Below are 18,804 nucleotides of genomic sequence, written 5' to 3'. Positions count from 1 at the left end.
GGCACTGTAGCGCCGCGCGCCCCTCATGCCGTCAGCGCGGCGAAGGCGGCAGCAGCGCGGCGCGCACTTCCTTCTTCAGCACCTTGCCCACCTTCGAGCGCGGCAGGTCGACCCACACCTCGATCTGCTTGGGCGCCTTCACGCTGCCGATGCGCGCCTTGACGAAGGCCTTGATGTCTTCCGCGTTCACCTGCCGGCCGGCATGCAGTTGCAGCACCGCCACCACGCGCTCGCCCCACTTCTCGTCGGGCAGGCCGACGACGGCGCTGTCCTGCACGTCGGGGTGCTGCATCAGCACCTGCTCGACCTCTGCGGAGTAGACGTTGAAGCCACCCGAAATGATCATGTCCTTGGCGCGGTCGACGATGTAGAGAAAGCCGTCGGCATCGAGATAACCGATGTCGCCCGTGTGGTGCCAGCCGTGGCGCGAAGCCTCCTGCGTGGCCTTCGGGTCCTTGTAGTAGCCGAGCATCACGAGCGAGCCGCGCACCACGATCTCGCCGGAGTCGCCGGCGGACAGCAGCGCGCCGTCGCCGTTCATCACGCCGACCTGCACCAGTGGCCCGGGCCGCCCCGCCGAGGCCAGGCGATGCCGCGCCACGGTGCCGTCGGCATTGAAGTGCTCGCGCGGCGACATCATCGAGATCATCATCGGCGCCTCGGTCTGGCCGAACAGTTGCGCCATGACCGGGCCGATCTTCTGCAGCGCCTCTTCCAGCCGCGCGGCCGACATGGGCGCGGCGCCATACCAGAAGCATTGCAGCGAATCGAGCTTCGTCGTGGAGAGCTGCGGATGCTGCAGCAGCATGTAGATCAGCGTGGGCGGCAGGAAGGTGTGGGTGATGCGGTGCCGCTCGATCAGTTCGAGGAACTCGCCCAGGTCGGGCTTGGGCATGATCACGACCTGCCCGCCCAGCGCCATCACCGGCAGGCACAGCACGCCGGCGGCATGCGTGAGCGGCGCGAGCGCGAGGTAGGCCGGCCGTCCCTCGAAGGGATAGCCCATCAGCGTCAGCGCCGACATGGCTTCGAGGTTGCGGCCCGAGAGCATCACGCCCTTGGGCTGGCCGGTGGTGCCGCCGGTGCCGGCGATCATGGCCACATCGTCGATCACCGGGATGTCGATGGGCGCATCGCTTGCATCGGCAAGCCACTGGTCGAGCGAAAGGGCAAAGGGCATCGGCTTGTCGATGCACACCAGCGTCGTCACCTTGGGCAGGTCGGCGCGCATCTGCTCGACCAGCGGCGCGTAGTTGCTGTGGAAGATCAGGCAACTGCAGTCGAAGGCGTCGAGCACGAAGCGGTTTTCGGCCGCCTCGTTGCGCGGATTGATCGGGCACCACACGGCGGCGGCACGCGACAGCCCGAACACGCAGGCGAAGGCGACCGGGTCGTTGCTCGACAGCACCGCCACCTTGCCGCCCGGCGCGATGCCGCTGCGCTGCAGCGCGCGGGCCACGCGGTGGCTGAGCCGCTGCACGTCGCCGTACGAAAGCAGCACGTCGCCCATGCGCAGGCAAGGCGCGTCGGTGCCGAGCGAAGCACCCTTGTCCAGGTAGTCGACGAGGCGCATCGCGGTCAGCCCATGCGGGTGAGCATGGGTTCCTGCACCAGCCCGAAGCTGCGCAGCGCGCCCAGCAACTCGCGGTGCCCGAAGGCCTGGCAGCCCGAGGCGAAGCCGGCGCGGCGCGGCGCCTGCTGCAGCAGCGAGGCCGCCGCATAGGCCTGCAGCAAACCTGTCTGCTTGTAGTTGCAGTTGCCGAAGATCACGCAGTGCACGCGGCCCAACGGTCCGGACGCATGCACCGAATCGACGGACTTGTTGATGCGTGGGTTTTCGCGCGGAGGCATGGTGTTCATGACGCTGGCCGCCGTCTGGGCCAGCGCGGCATAGCGGTCCTCGTCGTTCATGCCTTCGGTGGCCTTGAGCGCGGCGGCCACGATCTGCGGCACGCCCAGCATCAGCGGCTTGTTGAAGACACCGCCGAGCACCTTCACGTTGGCCACGCGCGGATCGCGCTTGAACCACACCGGGTGCGAGGTGCCACCCCAGGGCAGCGCCAGCGCAGCCTCGTGCTGCCCGGGAATCGACAGGTGGTACAGGCCCGCGTCGGGTTGCCATTCCACGTACTCGTTCTGCTCCAGGTAGAAGGCCTTGGATGTGGCCGCATTGACCAGGATGGTCTGGGTGGATGCGATGGTCGGGCTGCCGCCCCAGAACACGGCGATGTCCAGCGTGTCGAGCCCGGGCGTTTCCAGGCACAACTGCGCCGCGATCTCGCCGGTGGTGTACATCTGCGCCAGGCCGGGCGAGAGCAGCAGGCCCGCGGCAGCGAACTTGGCGCCCCACTCCTTCTCGAGCGTGATGAGCCAGTCCTGCTCGCCGGTGGTGTCGGTGTAGTGGCAGCCCGCAGCCAGGCAGGCCTGGACGACCTCGGGGCCGAACTTGGCGAAAGGCCCCACCGTGTTGAGCACCACCGATGCGCCGGTGAAGAGTTCGGTGAGCGCCGCCGCCGAATGCGCCACTTCCACGATCTCGTAGTTCGCGGTCTCGATGCCGGGCACGTTGGACTTCATCGCCGCGTCCAGTTTCTCCTTGCTGCGGCCCGCGGCGATGAAGGGGATGTTGTACTCGCGCAGGTATTCGCACACCAGCCGGCCGGTGTAGCCGGAGGCGCCGTAGACGACGACGGGTTTCTTCTTGCTGCTGCTCATGTTGTGTCTCCTTGATGTTGTTCGCTTACATGCCCATGCCGCCGTCCACCGCGAGGCCGGCACCGGTGATGAACCGCGCGGCATCGGAGCAGAGGAAGACCACGACGTCGGCCATGTCGCCGACCTCGCCGAGACGGCCGAGCGGTGTCTGGCCGATCACGTCGCCCACGGCCGCTTCGACGCTCGGCGCGAGCCCGGCGGCCACGATGTCGTTGGCGAGCTTCATGCCCATGTCGGTCGGCACCAGCCCGGGGTAGATGCAGTTCACGCGCACGCCGTAGCCCAGCTTGCCGGACTCCATGGCCGCCACGCGCGTGGCGCGATCGACGGCGGATTTGGTGGCCGAGTAGCCGGCGATGGCGGGGAACGCGATGGTTGCCGCGACCGATGCGATGTTGACCACGGCACCGCCGCCGCCCGCGCTGCCGCCGGGGCGCATCGCGCGAAACGCGTGCTTCATGCCGAGCAGCGTGCCGGCCACGTTGACGTCGAGCATGCGGCGCAGGTCGTCGCCGTCGACGTCGATCACCAGCGAGGTGATCTCGATGCCGGCGTTGTTGACCAGGATGTCGAAACCACCCAGCTCCTTGACGGTGGTTTCGGTGGCCGAAGCCCAGTCGCCGTCTTTCGTGACGTCGAGCGGGACAAAGCCCACCTTCGCACCTGAAGAAGAAGAAAGCCGGGTGGCAGTCTCCCGGCCCAGATCGGCGAGCACGTCGCCAATCATCACGGACGCACCGGCTGCCGCCAGCGCCTCGGCAATGCTCGCGCCAATGCCGCGTGCACCACCCGTCACCAGGGCCTTGCGCCCTTTCAAGTCGAACTTGGCCATCGCTTGTCTCCTGTGGATATGTTGTGAGATGGAGCGGTCATCCTAGAAATCGACTTTACGAGTGTCAAGTTTTTATTTGACAGTTGTAAAATTTCTAGGAACGACATGCGTAGCACGCCGGATGCGGGTTCTCCCGCTTGCATGCTATGGTTTGCAATCACAAGGAAAAATGGCGGCCGGCAGCATGCGGCCCCGCTTGAAATGACGACACATCAACGGGTAAAAAAACACGCCGAACGGGTGCCCAAGGCACGGATCGACAAGTTCTCGGAGCGGCGCGCCGAGTTGGGCGAAGCCGCGCTGACCACGCTGGCCGCACTGGGTTATGCGCGCACCAGCCTGCGCGAGATTGCGCAGAACTCGGAGTTCTCACACGGTGTGCTGCACTACTACTTCAGCGACAAGGTCGACCTGATCATCTGCAGCGTCAAGCAATACAAGGCGCGCTGCGTCAAACGCTACGACCATGGGGTGGAAACCGCCACCACCTTCGACGAACTGTTGGAAGGCTTTCTGCAGAACCTGGCCGACACGATGCGCGACGAAGGCCATGTGCATCGCCTCTGGTACGACCTGCGCTCGCAGGCGCTGTTCGAGGAGGCCTTTCGCACCGACGTGGTCCAGATCGACAAGAGCCTGGAAGACATGATCTGGCGCATCATGAGCCGCTTCGCCGAACTCTCCGGCGAGTCGCCCGGCATGCCACCTTCGGCCACCTACGCGCTGTTCGATGGGTTGTTCCAGCAGGCGCTGCTCAAGCACCTGTCGGGTGATGCGAAAGCGATTGGCGACATGCAGGCGGATGTGCGGTTGTCGATCACCCGGTTGTTCACCGCGCCGGTGCCGAAGAAGGCCTCTGTAGCGGCACGCAAGCGGGCTGCCTGAGTCGTTTCGGCTTCCTCTGGTGCGCTTTCTTGGCGCTGCTGTTCATTCAGGGCGAGTGCGAATGACACCAGGTGCTCCCCTCCGCGAATGTCCCCCGCTTCGCTCCTCCTTTATTTCGCTGCGGGGAGCACCTGGTGCCATTCGCACAGGACACGCTGCTGGTGATCCTGCGATCAACGACCGCTCTGTCCAGCGCTCGCGCCGATACGGGGCTCTTTTTCGCGAAATAAAGGAGGAGCGAAGCGGGGGACATTCGCGAAAAAGAGCACCGTGTCGGCGTGAGCGTCGCCCTGAAGAACAGCAGCGCCAAAAAACAAACAAGCGCCCTATCGCATCGCACGCTCCCTGATGTCCATCAGCGACTGAAACCCGGTCCACCCCCAGTAGACACGGTGATGCGCGATGAGCCCATCGTCAACATCCATCACCTCGACCAGATCGATCTGATTGCCCTGCGGCGTAGCGCGTGGGTATTCCCAGACCAGTTGCCGCCCGTTGGAAAAGAACGTGCCGGTGCGATACCAGCGCCCCAACTCGCCCGGCAGCTTGCGCAAGCCGGCATCGAAGAACGCGTGGATCGCGGCCTTGCCTTCCAGCATGCCCACCGTGCTCGAAGGCAAGGCCGCAAGGATCAGCGGGGTTTCAAGAATCGCGTCTTCAGCGTAGAGCGCCATCAGACCGTCGATGTCGCGCGCCACCACTGTTTGGTGCCATTGCTCGTAGATGCGGCGGATGTCCGCTTCGGTGTTGTCGTTGTGCATGCCTGCCTGCCTTCATGGGCTTGTGGATGAAGGCCGAGTCTGGAAGGCTTTGATGCAGAACGCTTCGCCCCACAACGAAACGTGGCACGCGAACGATGCGATCATCTTTCGCAAGCAAGCAACGCCTCACGGATTCCCCGCAGCAGCACCCCATGACAGAGTTCAACCGCGCCTACCGGCAGACACTCCTTGCCGGCCGTCTCACACTGGGCCTGATGACGCCCGCCGCACGCGCCAACGGCGCCATGGCCGATCCCGAAATTGAACGCCGCATCGCACAGCGCGCCGACCAGCTCGGCTTTGCGGCACTGTGGACGCGCGACGTGCCGGTCATGGTGCCGCAGGGCGAAGAAATCTCCGTGCTCGACGAGCCCTTCATCTGGCTCGCCACCCTGGCCGCATCGACGCAGCAGATCGCACTCGGCACGGCCGCCGCCGTGCTGCCGCTGCGCCACCCCTTGCACGTGGCCAAGGCCGCGCTGTCGTTGAACCGCCTGTCGCAAGACCGCTTCATCCTGGGCCTCGGTTCGGGCGACCGTGAAGCGGAGTTCGCGATCTTCAAGGAAGACATCGCGCTGCGCGCCGAGACCTTTCGTGAGCGGTGGAACATCGTGCGCTCCGCGCTGTCACCAGAACCAGCCGGACGTGCCGCGCTGCACGAAGCCACGGGCGGCTACGACCTGATGACACCGCCCACCACGCGCATCGGCATGTTGGTGGTGGGCTCGGCGCGCCAGTCGCTCCAATGGACCGCCACCCATTCGGACGGCTGGGCCACCTACCACCGCGACGAAGCGCGTCAGCAGGGCCGCATCGGCCTGTGGCAGTCGGCCTTGCGCGAACGCGCGGGCAGCGAGCGCAAGCCCTTCGTGCAGTCGCTGCAACTCGATCTGCTGGAGCGCGCCGACGCACCGGCCGAGCCCATCGAGCTGGGCCTGCGCGCGGGCCGCCATGCGCTCATCGGCTACCTCGATCGCATGGAAGACGCGGGCGTGAGCCACGTGCTGCTCAACCTCGTGCGCGGGCCGCGGCCGGCGATGGATGTGATCGATGAACTCGGGCGTGACGTACTGCCGCGCCTGCAAGGCCACGCACGCACGCCAGCCGCCTGACACGGGCAGAATCCGGCGCTCGTGTCGCCATCTTTCTCAAGGAACCTACCCATGACCGATCTCTCGAGCTTCCCCATCACGAAAAAATGGCCCGCGCAGCACCCCGACCGCCTGCAGCTCTATTCGCTGCCCACGCCCAACGGCGTGAAGGTGTCGATCATGCTGGAGGAAACCGGCCTGCCCTACGAGCCGCACTTCGTGAGCTTCGAGACCAACGACCAGATGTCGCCGGAGTTCCTGTCGCTCAATCCGAACAACAAGATCCCCGCCGTCATCGACCCCAACGGCCCGGGCGGCAAGCCGCTGGCGCTGTTCGAGTCCGGTGCGATTCTTCTGTACCTTGCCGAGAAGACCGGCAAGCTCATTCCGCAAGACGCCGCCGGCCGCTACGAAACCATCCAGTGGGTGATGTTCCAGATGGGCGGCATCGGCCCGATGTTCGGCCAGCTCGGCTTCTTCAACAAGTTCGCCGGCAAGGAGTACGAAGACAAGCGCCCGCGCGACCGCTACGTTGCCGAGTCGAAGCGCCTGCTCGGCGTGCTCGACAAGCGACTGGCCGATCGCGCATGGATCATGGGCGACAGCTACACGATTGCCGACATCGCATCGTTCCCGTGGATCCGCAACCTCATCGGCTTCTACGAAGCGGGCGACCTGGTCGGCTTCAAGGACTTCAAGAACGTTGCCCGCGCGCTCGAAGCCTTCGTCGCGCGGCCGGCGGTGGTTGCCGGCCTCACCATCCCCAAGCGGGGCTGATCAAGCCTGCCCTGCTTCGCGAACTGTTCGTTCGATCAGTTCGCGGACAGGTCCATCAGCATGCGCGACAGCAGGTAGAGGCGCGGCACCACGCTCTCGACCTCCGCGTATTCCTCCGGCGTGTGGATGCCGCCACCCACGATGCCGAAGCCGTCGAGCACCGGCACGCCGACGCCCGCCACCAGGCTGGCATCGGCCGCGCCGCCGCTGCTCTCGATGGTGAGCTTCTTGCCGATCTCCGCGTAGATGCCCTCGGCCATCGCCACCAGCTTGTCGGATGAAGGCAGGCGCGGCATGGGCGGCAGGCCGCGGCTCAGACGCACGCGCACCTCTGAATCAGGAATGAGCTTGTTCTGCGCGATGCGCAGCATGTCCTTCTCGACGCGGTCGAACTCTTCGGGCGTGGCGGCGCGCACGTCGGCCTTGGCGCTCGCAACGGCGGGAATCACGTTGGTCGGGCCGTTGGCGGTGAGCACCGTGAAGTTGACCGTGGTCTTCTTCACCGGGTCCGCCGTCTTCGACAGTTGCAGCACCTGGTGCGCCACTTCCATCGCCGCATTGCGGCCGGCCTCGGGCGCCACGCCCGCGTGCGCGGCCACACCCTTGACCTCCAGCAGCGCCGTCGCCGAACCTTTGCGCTCGACCACCAGGCCATCGGCCGGGCGCCCCGGCTCCAGGTTGAGCGCCACGTCGTTCTGCTTGGCGATGCGCTCGATCAGCGCGCTGGTGCCGACCGAGCCCACTTCTTCATTCGTGTCGAGCAGGAAGGTGATCTGCCCATAGTCCTTGAAGCCGATCTGCTGCAGGATCTTCAGCGCATAGAGGCCGGCCACCACGCCGCCCTTGTCGTCCATCACGCCAGGGCCGTAGGCGCGGCCGTCCTTGATGTAGAAGGGCTTGGCCGCCGCCGTGCCTTCCTTGAACACGGTGTCCATGTGGGCCAGGATCAATATCTTCTTCTTGCCCTGCCCGGTCAGCGTCGCAACCACGTTGGTGCCGGGGTGCGGGTCCGCAGGAAAGGTCTCGATGCGCGCGCCGAGCTTGCGCAGTTCCTCCACCGCGATCTCGCGCACCTTGGCGAGCCCTTCGGTGCTGGCCGAGCCCGAGTCGATGTTGACCATGCGCTCCAGCATCTTCAGCGCGCCGTCCTTGCTTTGCGTGGCTGCATCGAGCACGCCCTGGTGCGGCTTCTGGGCCATGGCGGTGCCGGCCGTCAGCAGCGTGCATGCGAGAAGAACGCCGCGGCATGCGGTGCGTTTCCACTGGGGCGTGCGTGCGCGGGTGAAGGATGTGAGGCGCTGGTCGTGAGTCTTCATGTTGTCCGTTCTGTTCTGTGAAGGCCGAGGGGAAGAGGCGCGGCAGGCTATCACCCGCCTTGCGGGCGGGTCAAGCAACGGCCGCGGCGGCCGTCTCAGGGACGAACGATCACCCGCTGAAGCTGCGGATCGCGTGCGACGTCTGCCTCGCGGAACGGAAAGCGCAGCCAGTCTTTTCTTGCGTAGCGCGCGACGGGGGCAAGGCCGGGGCCGTTCGTCACCGCGGTTTCGCGCTCGCCGTGCGCGAGCAGCGTGCGTGCCTGTACGCCGCGCTTGTCGAAGTACACGACCTGCAGGTAGGTGTTGCTGTTGGACAGCTCGCCCATGGTGTAGTCGCCTTCGGTGACACAGGCCGAGGTGAAGTAGCCCTCTGGGTCGCAGCCGCCGTACAGCGGCACCTCGCGGCCTTCGCTGCGGGCGAAGCGGTGTTGCCCGAGCGGCGTGTCCAATGCCCAGCCTCTGCGCGCCATGTCTTCGACCGCACCGGCAAGGGCGCGCGCCACGCGCGGATCGGCGGCATTGATGCCGGCCGGCGTCTGCAGCGGCGCATCGGCCGAGAACGCCTGCGTGTAGAGCGCCCGCTCCGGAATCTTGCGCAGCCTTTCCCAGAAGGCATCCCACAGCAAGGCGCCCCGGTCTTGCACATCGGCGCGGTTCGGCCAACTGCGCAGCACCTGGCAGGCCTGGCGCACGTCGACCGTCCGCGTCGCTGTCGCTGCCGTCGCGCCGCCGTTCTTGCCGGGTGGTGATGCATCGTCGCCGGTCAGCGCCACATCACCAGCCGCACACGCGCCATCGAGCAAAGGCCGTTTGAACTGGTCTGCGGTGTAGGAGCGCGCTTCCAGCGTCTTTTGCATCAGCCGCTGCGCGAGTCCCCTGGCGGAGGTTTCACCCGCTCGTGCGAGTTCGCCCGCGATGCGGTGCCCTTCCCTTCCGCGCATCGACAGCGCATGGCCTTCTCCGCCGAGGATCGACGCGAAGCCCGTCAACGGCTGCGCCGGGTTCGTGAGCCAGTAGCTGTCGTTCATGTTGGCGACGTAGTCCTCGCGCAGCAGGCTGGGCATGCGGTCGGCAGGCAGGGTGCCGGGCTGCACCGAGGTCTTCGCGGACTGCCACTCGCAAGCCGAGCGGCTGCCGTCGAGCATCGGCGTGCCCGGATCGATGGCCGCGAAGGCTTTCGACAGCGGCGTCGCGCAGGCCGCGCGCAACTCGTCGGACACACCCGGCACCGCGCCGATGTCGGCATACCAGACCCGGCCGTCGCCACGGCCGATGGCGGCGGTGTTGACCCACGGCATCGCGGCCTCCTGCCGCTGGATCGCGATGAACTCGTCGAGCGAGCGCGCCTGGTCCCAGCGGAAGAAGTTGCGGAAGATACGCGGGTTGTCCGCATTGATATCGCGGATGGCGATGGCCTTGCGGCCGCTCCAGCCGAGCGCGGCGTTGCGTGCGCCCAGATCGACCACGGGCCCGAAGCGCGTGCGGTAGAGCGTGCGGCGAACCAGATCCACCGTGCCGTCGGGTCGGCGCACCGCCACGGTCAGCGGCTGGGCCTGCATGGGCTCGGCCGCGCCATCGACAAGATAGCGCGTGGGGTCGGCGGGGTCCAGCGTCAGCTCGAACAAGCCGAAGCGCCGCGCGGCGGAGACGGTATGGCTCCAGGCCACGTCGTTGTTGAAGCCGAGCATGACCATCGGAATGCCGAGGAAGGACGCGCCCGCCACGTCCATCTTTCCCGGCAGCGTGAGGTGTACCTGGTAGAAGCGGTCCGGCCCGCCCCAGTACCAGTGCGGGTTGCCGAGCAGCACACTGCTGCCGCGCTCGCCGGTGGCGGCCTGGCCGAATGCCAGCACGTTGCTGCCGATGCCGTGCATATCCCCCACGGAAATGCCGAGCCTCGAAGACAGCGAGAGCTTGTCCGCGGGCGCGGGCGATGCGGCAGCCCCGGGCCGGGCCTTCACGATCTCGGGAATGAAGTGCGTGTACCCGCCCGCCAGGGCGGCGGCGATCATCCGCCGATAGATGTCCTCCGGCCCGATGGTTCGCACCCATGGCGCATTGGCGCAGGCGTGCCGTGCGGCGGCATCATGCGACTGCTGCACTGCCCGCACCTGGCGGTTGTAGCCTTCCGCATATCCGGTGATGAGTTCGTCCAGGTCGGCCGGCTGCTCGCGCCTGAGCGCCTCGACCGCCTTCGGACCGGCGAAGGCCTTGAAGAAGAAATCGAGTTCCAGGTTGGTGGCGTTGCCGAAGGTCGACCGTGTGTGCGGCTTCTGCTCGGCGCCGAAGTACAGCGAGCGCTGCCCGCTGTAGGTGACGAAGGCGTCGGCCAGCGTGCACAGGGTGTCCTCGGCCTGCGCCTGGCCGAAGCCGATGCCCAGCCCTCGCCAGGTGGTGGCCCGCACATGCGGAATGCCGTCGGCGGTGCGGCGTATTTCAATGCTGGCCGCTGGCGGTTCGCTGCGGGCGGATGCGGGCGCGGCACCGATGAAGGCGCCGGCCAACGCGATGGCGGCAATGCAGCGGCTCAGCACATGGCGATGGGGTCTTGGAAAAGTTGTCACGAAAATCCTCGGGCAGTCCGGCGCACGGGGCGTCGGACTCGGTGGCTATTGCAGATCGGTGCCGTGGCGGCGCGCCTCTTCGATCACCGGCTCGACAAGGGCGACGCCGGCAAGAGCCCAGAGTGTGAGGGCTTCATCGAGCGCACGAACGTTGCGGGGGTCCTGGCCGAGCCAATGGATGAGCTGGTCGGCGTGGTCGCGCGAAGGCGCATCGTGCAACTGGCAGAAAAGCGCCCAGGCCGTATCGAAGGCAGTCTCTGGGGAAACATGGGTTCTGGTGGCCATCGTCGACTGCCTTTGATGCAAGCGAAAGTTCTCGTCTTCACTGCACAGACGCAGCGCCTTCGCACATGTTCATTTTTTATCGGATCGGAAGATGCAGGCGTGCCACGTCGCGCCCTGCCTTCGATGCGGCAGCGCGGGGCCGGCAAGGCTTGAATGCCCTGGCTTGCGCAACAAGACAGGAAGCCTGCTGTCGGCGGCCCTCGCGGGATCTCTAGACCTGGACGGCCGGTGCCTCTTCGCGCACGACGCTGCTGCGCGCGCGCGGCTGGGCCGCGAACAGCGCATTGCCGATCTCCCCGGTGCGCACGGAGGTCACGGAGAGCAGCGTGTCGCTCAGTCCATGGCTGTCTTCGCAAGCGCCTTGCAGAAAGATGCCCGGGTGGAAATCGGGCGTGCTGTGAAGCCGGTAGTAGCGGTCGACCGAGAAATCGCCGAGGTAGGGAGCGATCGGGCTCAGCAGGTCCTTGTGCTGCTCGCGCGCATAGCCCGTGGCCAGCACCACCGCGTCATAGCGCACCGAGCTTTCGCGCTCGGCATCCTGGTCCCGCAGCGTGAGGTGGATGCCGTCGGACGCTGCACGCACCGCGCGCACATCGTGCTGGCGCAGCATGCGCAGGCGGTTCCCCCGCGCGACTTTCTGCTGGTAGAAAACCTTGAATATCTGCTGGATCAGTTCCAGGTCGGCCACCGCATAGTTGGTCTGCGAGAACTCGTCGAGCAGCGCCGCACGCTCGTCGCTTGCGCGGCTGTACATGTAGTCGGTGAAGTCGACGTTGAAGACTTCGTTCACGAACGGGCTGTCGTCCGAAGGGCGGATGGAGCGCGCGCGCATCACGAGGTCGACCTGCGGCTGGTTCGGCCGCCCCTGCAGGTCCATGAAGATTTCTGCCGCGCTCTGGCCGGCGCCGATGACCGCGATCCGCCGCGCGTCAGGGTGGCGCGCGATGTCCTTGAGGTAGCTGCTCGAATGGAACACCCGCCCATCGCCGCGCAACGCGCGAAAGCCCTCGGGCACGTTGGGCGTGCCGCCGATGCTCACGACGAGGTTGCGCGCCAGCCGATCCTGCACGCGGCCGTCGGCCCCGCGCGAACGCACGCGCAGCAGCGAGACTTCGCCGCCCTGCTTTTCCGGCAACACCTCGAACACCTCTTCGCCGTAGGCGCAGTTGTCGCGGAACTGGCTCGCGGCCCAGCCCAGGTAGTCGTTGAACTCATGGCGACTCGGAAAGAAGCTCTTGAGATTGATGAAGTCCGGCAGCCGGCCCTGCTCGTGCAGGTAATTGATGAAGGTGAATCGGCTGGTGGGATTGCGCAGCGTCGCCAGGTCCTTCAGGAAGGAAATCTGCATGTGCGCCTGGTCCAGCAGCATGTGCGGATGCCAGGCAAAGCCGGGCTGCCGTTCGATGAAAAGAGCGTCCAGCGGCTTGCCGGTGTGGCGCTTTTCTTCGAGCGCAATGGCCAGCGCGACATTCGAGGGACCGAATCCGACGCCGATCAGGTCATGGATGTGTTGCATGGAATCTCAACTCCTGTGTGTGTTGATACGGGCAAAAAAGATGCGGGCCTTCAGGCGGCAAGGGTCGCGGGGGCACGGGCCCGGTCTTCCGCGATGCGTCCGGCCTTCATGGTGATGACGCGGTCGGCCAGGTGGAAGTAGCGGTCGTCGTGCGAGATGACCACCAGCAGGTGGCCCTTGGCGCGCAGCTCGGGCAGCAGCTCGGTGTAGAAGAGATGGCGGAAAGCCGGGTCCTGGTCCGCGGCCCATTCGTCGAACACCAGCACCGGGCGGCCTTCGAGGTAGGCGTGCACCAGCGCCAGCCGCTTGCGCTGGCCGGTCGACAGGTCGACGGTGCTGAACGAGCCGTCCTTGATGCTCACCTTGTGGGCGATCTCCAGGCGCTGCAGATAGGGCAGCGCCGCCTGCGGCAGCGCCTGCACGCCCGCCTCGCCCTTCTCGCTCGCGACCAGGTCCTCGAAGAGGTAGAAGTCGGAAAAAACGGTGGTGAAGAGCTGGCGATAGTCGTCGCGCGTCTCGGGCGTGACGGCATTGCCGTCGAGCAGCACGTCACCCGACTGCGGCGCGTAGAGGCCCAGCAGCAGCTTGATCAGCGTGGTTTTTCCGGAGCCGTTGTCGCCGACCACGAACACCATTTCACCTCGGCGAAGCTGGATGTCGATGGGCCCGAGCACAAAGGGCTCGCTGCCTTCGGGCGCGTCGAAGACATAGCGCACGCCCTGCATGCCGATGCCCTCTTCCATCTTCGCGCCGCTGGTGGGCCGCTCCAGATGCAGGTGCGGCTCGGGCGTTGCAAAGCGCGCCGACAGATCGGCGATGCGCTGGAACGCGACCTTGGCACGGCCCACGCCGGGCAGCGCGCCCGCGATCATGTCGATCGGCCCCTTCAGGAACAGCAGCACCAGCACGAAGCCGCTGAGCACCACGGGCTCGGTGCTGCGAAACGATGCCCAGCCCAGGATCAATGCAATCAGCAGGAAGAACAGAGCCGAGCCGAAGGCCGTCGCCATCACATAGGTGTTGATCGCACGGCTGTTGACGGTGCGGATGTCGTCGACGATGCGCTCGACCTGGTCACCGAACATGCGCGTGCGGCGATCGCGGTGCATGCGCAGCTCCTTCGCACCCTCGCTGATGGAGCGATAGGCCTTGTGCAGCTGGTCTTCATGCGCCCGCGCTTTCCAGAAGCCAGCACTGCCGCGGGCCTGCGCCATGATCTGGATCGTTGCGCCGACGACGAGCGCGACCACCAGCAGGCAAAAGAGCGGCAGCGACAGCCAGGCCAGATAGCCCAGGCAACCCAGCGCGACGGCCACGGCGATCAGCGTCGACGACAGCACGAAGGCGACGTCGCTGATCATGTCCACGTCCTGCGACAGCACGGGCATCAGGCGATGGGTACGGTAGCGCTCCAGTGCGTCGATGGGGGCCGACAGGATCTTCTGCGCGAGGCTCTTGCGCACCTGGGCCACCAGGCGCTGCCCGACGAAGTTGGTCGAGACGTCCGAAGCCATGCGGCCGAACAGTGCGACGAGGCACAGCCCGATGAAGGTCAGCAGCAGCCCGCCGGCCATGCCGCCCTGCTGGTTCAGTACCACATTGATGGTGCGCAGCAACGCGACCGTGGCGGCACCCGCGCACACGCCGGTGATCAGGGACAGAACGATCCACGGAAGGAAAGGCTTGAGCAGCCGCGCGATTTCCGCGCCGTTGCCACTACTGCCACTGGTCGATGTCATGCAAACACTCTTTCCGCCCGCAGAGGGCGACGGTGGCCCCACGGCGGGACCCGAAACGGCTGAGAGCGATCCTGCCCGGCGGACAGGACGCGGCGGCACGAGGCCTCCTTCTGCATAGACGGGCGGGCCCGGCCGATGTTCATCGGCGTTCGCCGCGATGAACATGCCAGGCGCAAGAACGTCTTGCAGGAATGAACCCCGAGCATTGCCGCGCCCGTCCGTGATCGCCTTGCTGGAGCCCATCTTCCGGGGCGAGTTCGCGCCGCTCGGCGAACGGCTGGTGTGCGCGCCGGAAGTGCCGCCCGATGCCATGCGCGTGGCGGACCTGGCGTCTTCGAGCGACATGCTTGCCGGCGTGCTGCACCGGCATGCAAAGTTTCGGCGCGTCGAAGACAACGACTTGCGGGCCGTCGCCTCTGCATGGAGCCTGGCCTACCTCTCGGTGCTGTTGCCACCCGTGGTGGCGGCCGCCAGCGTGCTGCAGCACGGCTTTCCGGTCGCGGGGCCGCAGATGTGGGTACGGCTCGACGGCCGCGGCGCGCCCTCGCACTTTCATATTCGCGAACTGGGCGCGCCGCTGCGCGGCACCGACACCGCGCAACGCTATGCGCCGCTGCTGTGGCATCACCTGGCGCCCCTGTTCGCGGCGCTCGCCGGCCTGACGCGGCTCGCGCCGAAAATTTTGTGGGGCAATGTCGCGCGGGTGCTCGAGCCGATCCTGGACCAGGCAGTGGCGCTCACCGGCGGCGCGGCATCGATCACGCAAGACCGCGCGCATCTGCTGCAAAGCGCCGACTGGTCGCAGGCAGCGACCAACCCGCTGCACGGCCGCCAGCGCGAAGTCGTTCAATGGCGCGGCGGCCACCCGGTGCCGACGAAGCTGCACCGCCAGTGCTGCCTCAATCACCTGCTGCCCGGCGAGGCCGCCTGCGGCGCCTGCCCGCTGGTGCAGCACCCCCGATGAACAGATCGCGTCGCGCTGCGTCTCCTCAAGAGGCGACGCGGGATTGCGCGCGCCCGCGCGGCACCGACCCGCCCGCTTCCACTTCACCCACCCACACACACAGCACCACCATGCCCAAGGCCAAGCTCGTCTACATCATGTCCTTGAGAAACGCCGCCGCCGACAAGGCCGGCCAGGACATCGACTACCAGGGGGCGCCGCGCTACATGAAGTCGCCGCTCGAATACCTGGCGCAGGCGCTCGACACCACGCCGCTCGGCGACGCCTACTCGCTCGAAGGCATCGTCTACGACGACGACGCGCAGTCGCCGCGCGACCAGGCGGCCCTGCAGGCCTACGGTTTTGGCTGGCATCCCGACCGCAAATGGATTTTTCCGGCGGAGTTGCGCGCGCAGGGCAAGCTGCTGCGGGACATGCTGCATCCGGTGCCCTCAGCCTACCGCCGCATGCCGCTGGACGCGCCTGAACGCCCCGCGGGCAAGAGCGCATTCGAGCGTTCGCTGCTCGACAAGCTGCTGACACTGGGCGCCGACGTCGTGCTGCTCGACGGGCTGCTCGTCATCCTCGATGAACTCGTGCGGCCCGGAAGCCGCTACTACCGCAAGATCGTCAACATCCATCCCGGCATCACCCGGCTGGAGTCGCCCTACCAGCGCCGAGGCGCCTACGCCACGCTCGATGCGCTGCACGGCGCGCAGGGCCACAAGGTCGTGGACTGGACGACGATGACCAAGCTGCAGGTGCCCGTGGTCGACAAGACAGGCGCATCGCTGCACTACGTGGACAACGGGATCGATTCGGGCGAAGTCATCTTCGACGTGCTCGACACCCCCATCGGGCCGGAAGACACCATCCTCGAGCTGCGCTGGAACAACTTCAACCGAAGCCTCTTTCCGGCCATGCACAAAGGCATGACGTTGCTGGCGCCCCACGTCCTGGGCCCGCAAACGAGGTAGCGGCGGGTCTGTCGGGTGGTTTGTCTTTGAAATGCGAGCAATTCTCATTAAGATCCGCCCGCTTCTAATACTTTCAAAGTCCTTCCATGCACACTCCCTCCCTTCCTCGCCAACGCTTGCTGCATGCATCGCTCGTGGCGGCCTTCGGAACCACCGCCGTCCTCTGGAGCCTGGGCAGCTACGCGCAAACGCCGGGCACGACGACGACAACCGCCACGGGCCAGCCAACGGGCACCACGCTGCCTGCGGTGACGGTGAATGCCGATGCGGAGGAAAGCGGTACCGGCCATGTGACCGGTTATGTGGCCAAGCGCAGCGCGACAGGCACCAAGACGGACACGCCGATCATCGAGACGCCGCAGTCGATCTCGGTGATCACCGCCGATCGCATGCAGGCCACCGGCGCGGTCACGCTCAAGGATGCCCTGAGCTACACGCCCGGCGTGGCAATCACGACCTTCGGCGCCGACTCGCGCTATGACTGGCTCACGCTGCGCGGCTTCGATGCCTATGCGCCGGGCTTCTACCTGGACGGCCTGCCGCTGCGCAACAACGGCAACTGGGGCGTCTGGCGCACCGAGAACTACGGTGCCGAGCGCATCGAACTGCTGCGCGGCCCCGCCTCGGTGCTGTATGGCCAGGCCGGCCCGGGCGGCGTGGTCAACGTCGTGAGCAAGCGCCCCACGGCCGAACCGCTGCATGAACTCCAGATGCAGATCGGCGACCACAACCGCAAGCAGATCGCAGGCGATTTCTCGGGCCCGCTCGACGCCGACGGCAAGGTGCTCTATCGCGTGGTCGGCCTGTTGCGCGACGGCGACCTGCCCACCGGCAAGATGCCCGATCGCCGCCTCTTCCTCGCGCCTTCGCTGACCTGGCGCATGTCTGGCGACACCAAGCTGACGGTGTATGCGCAGATCGACCGCACGCGTGCCGGCGTCTACAACCGCATCCAGCCCCAGGTCGGCTCCGTCATCCCGACCCTGTTGGGCACCCGTCTTCCGGCCACGCTGGGAACCGGCGACCCCACCTACGACCACTTCAACAACGACCAGTGGATGCTGGGCTACGAGCTGGAGCACCGCCTCAACGACACCGTCACGCTGCGCCAGAACGCCCGCTATGGCGAGCTGAAGGTCGACTACGCTGGTGTCTGGCCCCTGCGCCGCCTCACCACGGTGGACAGCAAGAATCCGCTGAACCCGCTCAACTTCATGTTCCTGGGCCGCTACCCCACCGGCAGCCGCGAACGGGTCTCGACCTTCAGCATCGACAACCAGGTCCAGGCCGACCTGCGCGCGGGCGACTGGCAGCACAAGCTGCTGGTCGGCCTGGACTACCAGCGCAACCGCATCGACCAGTACAGCTTCTCCACCGGCACCGCGCCGACGATCAACATCTACGCACCGGTCTACGGCGGCCCGATCGTGGAAGGCGCGCCGTGGATGAACTCCAACATTCGCCTGGCCCAGACCGGCCTGTACGTCCAGGACCAGATCAAGTGGGGCGACCGCTGGTCGCTGACCCTGGGCGGCCGCTACGACAGCGCCGACAGCGACGTGTTCGACAAGCTGACGGGCAAGAGCACCAGCATCTCGCAGAACAAGTTCACCAAGCGCGCCGGCCTTGTCTACCTGGCCCCGAACGGCCTGGCACCCTACCTGAGCTATTCGGAGTCGTTTGCGCCCACGGGCCAGGTCGACCCGGTCACGCGCGTGCCGTTCAAGCCTGAAACGGGTCGCCAGTACGAGGCCGGCATCCGCTATCAGCCGCCGGGAACCAAGCAGAGCTACAGCGCGGCCATCTTCGACCTGCGGCGCCAGAACTACATCTCGAACGACGCGAACTTCATGCCCAAGCAGACCGGTGAAATCCAGGTCCGCGGGCTGGAGCTGGAAGCCACGGCCGAGCTCATTCCGCACCTGAACATCACGGCCGCCTACGGCTACACGCCACGCGCCATCGTCACCGCCAGCGCCAACCCGGCGGAAATCGGCAAGCAGGCCAATGCGGTGCCGAGGAACCGGCTGTCGGTCTGGGCGGACTACCGCTTCAGCAACGGCGTGAAGGTCGGCCTGGGCGCGCGTTACACCGGCTCGAACTACGGCGACGGAGAAAAGCTCGCGCCGAACAAGGTGCCAGCCTCCACGGTGTACGACGCCATGGTCGGCTACGACTTCGAGCGCTGGAGCATCGCGCTCAACCTGCGCAACCTGACCAACAAGAACTTCATCGCCAATTGCGACCAGTACGGCAAGTGCTACTACGGCGCGCCGCGCTCGATCATCGCGACAGGAACCTACCGCTGGTAGCAAGAAGACGGGGTGCCAAGGCGCCACGGGTTCGACGCGGGTTCAACCAACGTGTTGAACCACTGAAACAAAAAGGCCCGGCGCATTCATT

The 18,804-nt window shown here is 66.4% G+C and carries 15 protein-coding genes; 6 read left to right on the top strand and 9 right to left on the bottom strand.

Going from position 1 to position 18,804, the window contains the following annotated elements; translation table 11 throughout:
* Positions 1-31: 31 nt before the first annotated feature.
* Genes ACSFB7_RS32695 through ACSFB7_RS32685 form a run of 3 tightly spaced genes read right to left on the bottom strand, consistent with a single transcriptional unit; the run spans position 32 to position 3,547 of the window.
* Entirely contained in the window at positions 32-1,573 is a 1,542-nt protein-coding gene (locus ACSFB7_RS32695; protein ID WP_435476495.1) for an acyl-CoA synthetase, read from the bottom strand.
* Positions 1,574-1,578: 5 nt separating this feature from the next.
* Positions 1,579-2,715 (bottom strand): DUF5938 domain-containing protein, encoded by a 1,137-nt coding sequence (locus ACSFB7_RS32690; RefSeq protein ID WP_435476494.1) that lies wholly within the window; start codon positions 2,713-2,715, stop codon positions 1,579-1,581.
* Between the two features lie 25 nt (positions 2,716-2,740).
* Complete coding sequence (locus ACSFB7_RS32685) at positions 2,741-3,547, bottom strand: SDR family NAD(P)-dependent oxidoreductase (protein WP_435476493.1); 807 nt, start codon at positions 3,545-3,547, stop codon at positions 2,741-2,743.
* 201 nt (positions 3,548-3,748) lie between these two features.
* Between ACSFB7_RS32685 and ACSFB7_RS32680 the strand changes: the two genes are divergently transcribed.
* Positions 3,749-4,432, top strand: a complete 684-nt coding sequence (locus ACSFB7_RS32680; RefSeq protein ID WP_435476492.1) for a TetR/AcrR family transcriptional regulator — start codon at positions 3,749-3,751, stop codon at positions 4,430-4,432.
* Positions 4,433-4,758: 326 nt separating this feature from the next.
* Here the strand turns inward: ACSFB7_RS32680 and ACSFB7_RS32675 are convergent, their stop codons facing one another.
* The gene (locus ACSFB7_RS32675) at positions 4,759-5,193 is read right to left on the bottom strand and encodes a nuclear transport factor 2 family protein (RefSeq protein WP_435476491.1); all 435 of its coding nucleotides are present in this window, start codon (positions 5,191-5,193) and stop codon (positions 4,759-4,761) included.
* 152 nt (positions 5,194-5,345) lie between these two features.
* Here ACSFB7_RS32675 and ACSFB7_RS32670 point away from each other — a divergent pair, with 152 nt between their 5' ends.
* Positions 5,346-6,305, top strand: coding sequence for a TIGR03571 family LLM class oxidoreductase (locus ACSFB7_RS32670; protein WP_435476490.1), 960 nt, complete (start codon positions 5,346-5,348; stop codon positions 6,303-6,305).
* A 51-nt stretch (positions 6,306-6,356) separates the two neighbouring features.
* Complete coding sequence (locus tag ACSFB7_RS32665) at positions 6,357-7,061, top strand: glutathione S-transferase N-terminal domain-containing protein (protein ID WP_435476489.1); 705 nt, start codon at positions 6,357-6,359, stop codon at positions 7,059-7,061.
* 35 nt (positions 7,062-7,096) lie between these two features.
* Here ACSFB7_RS32665 and ACSFB7_RS32660 read toward each other — a convergent pair whose 3' ends face one another.
* From ACSFB7_RS32660 to ACSFB7_RS32640, 5 genes are all read right to left on the bottom strand, one after another.
* Positions 7,097-8,377 carry a M20/M25/M40 family metallo-hydrolase gene (locus tag ACSFB7_RS32660; protein ID WP_435476488.1) on the bottom strand — a complete coding sequence of 427 codons (1,281 nt, stop codon included), beginning with the start codon at positions 8,375-8,377 and terminating at the stop codon, positions 7,097-7,099.
* Between the two features lie 95 nt (positions 8,378-8,472).
* Complete coding sequence (locus ACSFB7_RS32655) at positions 8,473-10,941, bottom strand: penicillin acylase family protein (protein WP_435476487.1); 2,469 nt, start codon at positions 10,939-10,941, stop codon at positions 8,473-8,475.
* A 45-nt stretch (positions 10,942-10,986) separates the two neighbouring features.
* Positions 10,987-11,226 carry a hypothetical protein gene (locus ACSFB7_RS32650; protein WP_435476486.1) on the bottom strand — a complete coding sequence of 80 codons (240 nt, stop codon included), beginning with the start codon at positions 11,224-11,226 and terminating at the stop codon, positions 10,987-10,989.
* Positions 11,227-11,437: 211 nt separating this feature from the next.
* Complete coding sequence (locus tag ACSFB7_RS32645) at positions 11,438-12,742, bottom strand: lysine N(6)-hydroxylase/L-ornithine N(5)-oxygenase family protein (protein ID WP_435476485.1); 1,305 nt, start codon at positions 12,740-12,742, stop codon at positions 11,438-11,440.
* A gap of 50 nt (positions 12,743-12,792) precedes the next feature.
* Entirely contained in the window at positions 12,793-14,481 is a 1,689-nt protein-coding gene (locus tag ACSFB7_RS32640) for a cyclic peptide export ABC transporter (RefSeq protein WP_435476484.1), read from the bottom strand.
* A 205-nt stretch (positions 14,482-14,686) separates the two neighbouring features.
* Here ACSFB7_RS32640 and fhuF point away from each other — a divergent pair, with 205 nt between their 5' ends.
* The 3 genes from fhuF (at position 14,687) to ACSFB7_RS32625 (ending at position 18,713) form a co-directional block, all read left to right on the top strand.
* Positions 14,687-15,445: a siderophore-iron reductase FhuF gene (gene fhuF / locus ACSFB7_RS32635; protein ID WP_435476483.1), complete on the top strand. Its 759-nt coding sequence runs from the start codon at positions 14,687-14,689 to the stop codon at positions 15,443-15,445.
* A gap of 110 nt (positions 15,446-15,555) precedes the next feature.
* Positions 15,556-16,401: a N(5)-hydroxyornithine transformylase PvdF gene (locus tag ACSFB7_RS32630; RefSeq protein WP_435476482.1), complete on the top strand. Its 846-nt coding sequence runs from the start codon at positions 15,556-15,558 to the stop codon at positions 16,399-16,401.
* An 86-nt stretch (positions 16,402-16,487) separates the two neighbouring features.
* Positions 16,488-18,713, top strand: a complete 2,226-nt coding sequence (locus tag ACSFB7_RS32625) for a TonB-dependent siderophore receptor (RefSeq protein ID WP_435476481.1) — start codon at positions 16,488-16,490, stop codon at positions 18,711-18,713.
* Positions 18,714-18,804: the final 91 nt, after the last annotated feature.

The organism is Variovorax raffinosi (genome assembly GCF_051216615.1).
Classification (GTDB): domain Bacteria; phylum Pseudomonadota; class Gammaproteobacteria; order Burkholderiales; family Burkholderiaceae_C; genus Variovorax.
Note: the sequence above shows the minus strand (reverse complement) of the source record. Positions and strands in the feature narration are given on the sequence as shown.

What these genes read in the sequence shown, in the direction of transcription:
- ACSFB7_RS32680 (WP_435476492.1), top strand. Translation starts at nt 3,749, where the DNA reads ATGACGACACATCAACGGGTAAAAAAACACGCCGAACGGGTGCCCAAG.
- ACSFB7_RS32630 (WP_435476482.1), top strand. Translation starts at nt 15,556, where the DNA reads ATGCCCAAGGCCAAGCTCGTCTACATCATGTCCTTGAGAAACGCCGCC.
- ACSFB7_RS32645 (WP_435476485.1), bottom strand. Translation starts at nt 12,742, where the DNA reads ATGCAACACATCCATGACCTGATCGGCGTCGGATTCGGTCCCTCGAAT.
- ACSFB7_RS32690 (WP_435476494.1), bottom strand. Translation starts at nt 2,715, where the DNA reads ATGAGCAGCAGCAAGAAGAAACCCGTCGTCGTCTACGGCGCCTCCGGC.
- ACSFB7_RS32660 (WP_435476488.1), bottom strand. Translation starts at nt 8,377, where the DNA reads ATGAAGACTCACGACCAGCGCCTCACATCCTTCACCCGCGCACGCACG.
- ACSFB7_RS32665 (WP_435476489.1), top strand. Translation starts at nt 6,357, where the DNA reads ATGACCGATCTCTCGAGCTTCCCCATCACGAAAAAATGGCCCGCGCAG.
- ACSFB7_RS32695 (WP_435476495.1), bottom strand. Translation starts at nt 1,573, where the DNA reads ATGCGCCTCGTCGACTACCTGGACAAGGGTGCTTCGCTCGGCACCGAC.
- ACSFB7_RS32640 (WP_435476484.1), bottom strand. Translation starts at nt 14,481, where the DNA reads ATGACATCGACCAGTGGCAGTAGTGGCAACGGCGCGGAAATCGCGCGG.
- ACSFB7_RS32650 (WP_435476486.1), bottom strand. Translation starts at nt 11,226, where the DNA reads ATGGCCACCAGAACCCATGTTTCCCCAGAGACTGCCTTCGATACGGCC.
- ACSFB7_RS32675 (WP_435476491.1), bottom strand. Translation starts at nt 5,193, where the DNA reads ATGCACAACGACAACACCGAAGCGGACATCCGCCGCATCTACGAGCAA.
- ACSFB7_RS32625 (WP_435476481.1), top strand. Translation starts at nt 16,488, where the DNA reads ATGCACACTCCCTCCCTTCCTCGCCAACGCTTGCTGCATGCATCGCTC.
- ACSFB7_RS32685 (WP_435476493.1), bottom strand. Translation starts at nt 3,547, where the DNA reads ATGGCCAAGTTCGACTTGAAAGGGCGCAAGGCCCTGGTGACGGGTGGT.
- ACSFB7_RS32670 (WP_435476490.1), top strand. Translation starts at nt 5,346, where the DNA reads ATGACAGAGTTCAACCGCGCCTACCGGCAGACACTCCTTGCCGGCCGT.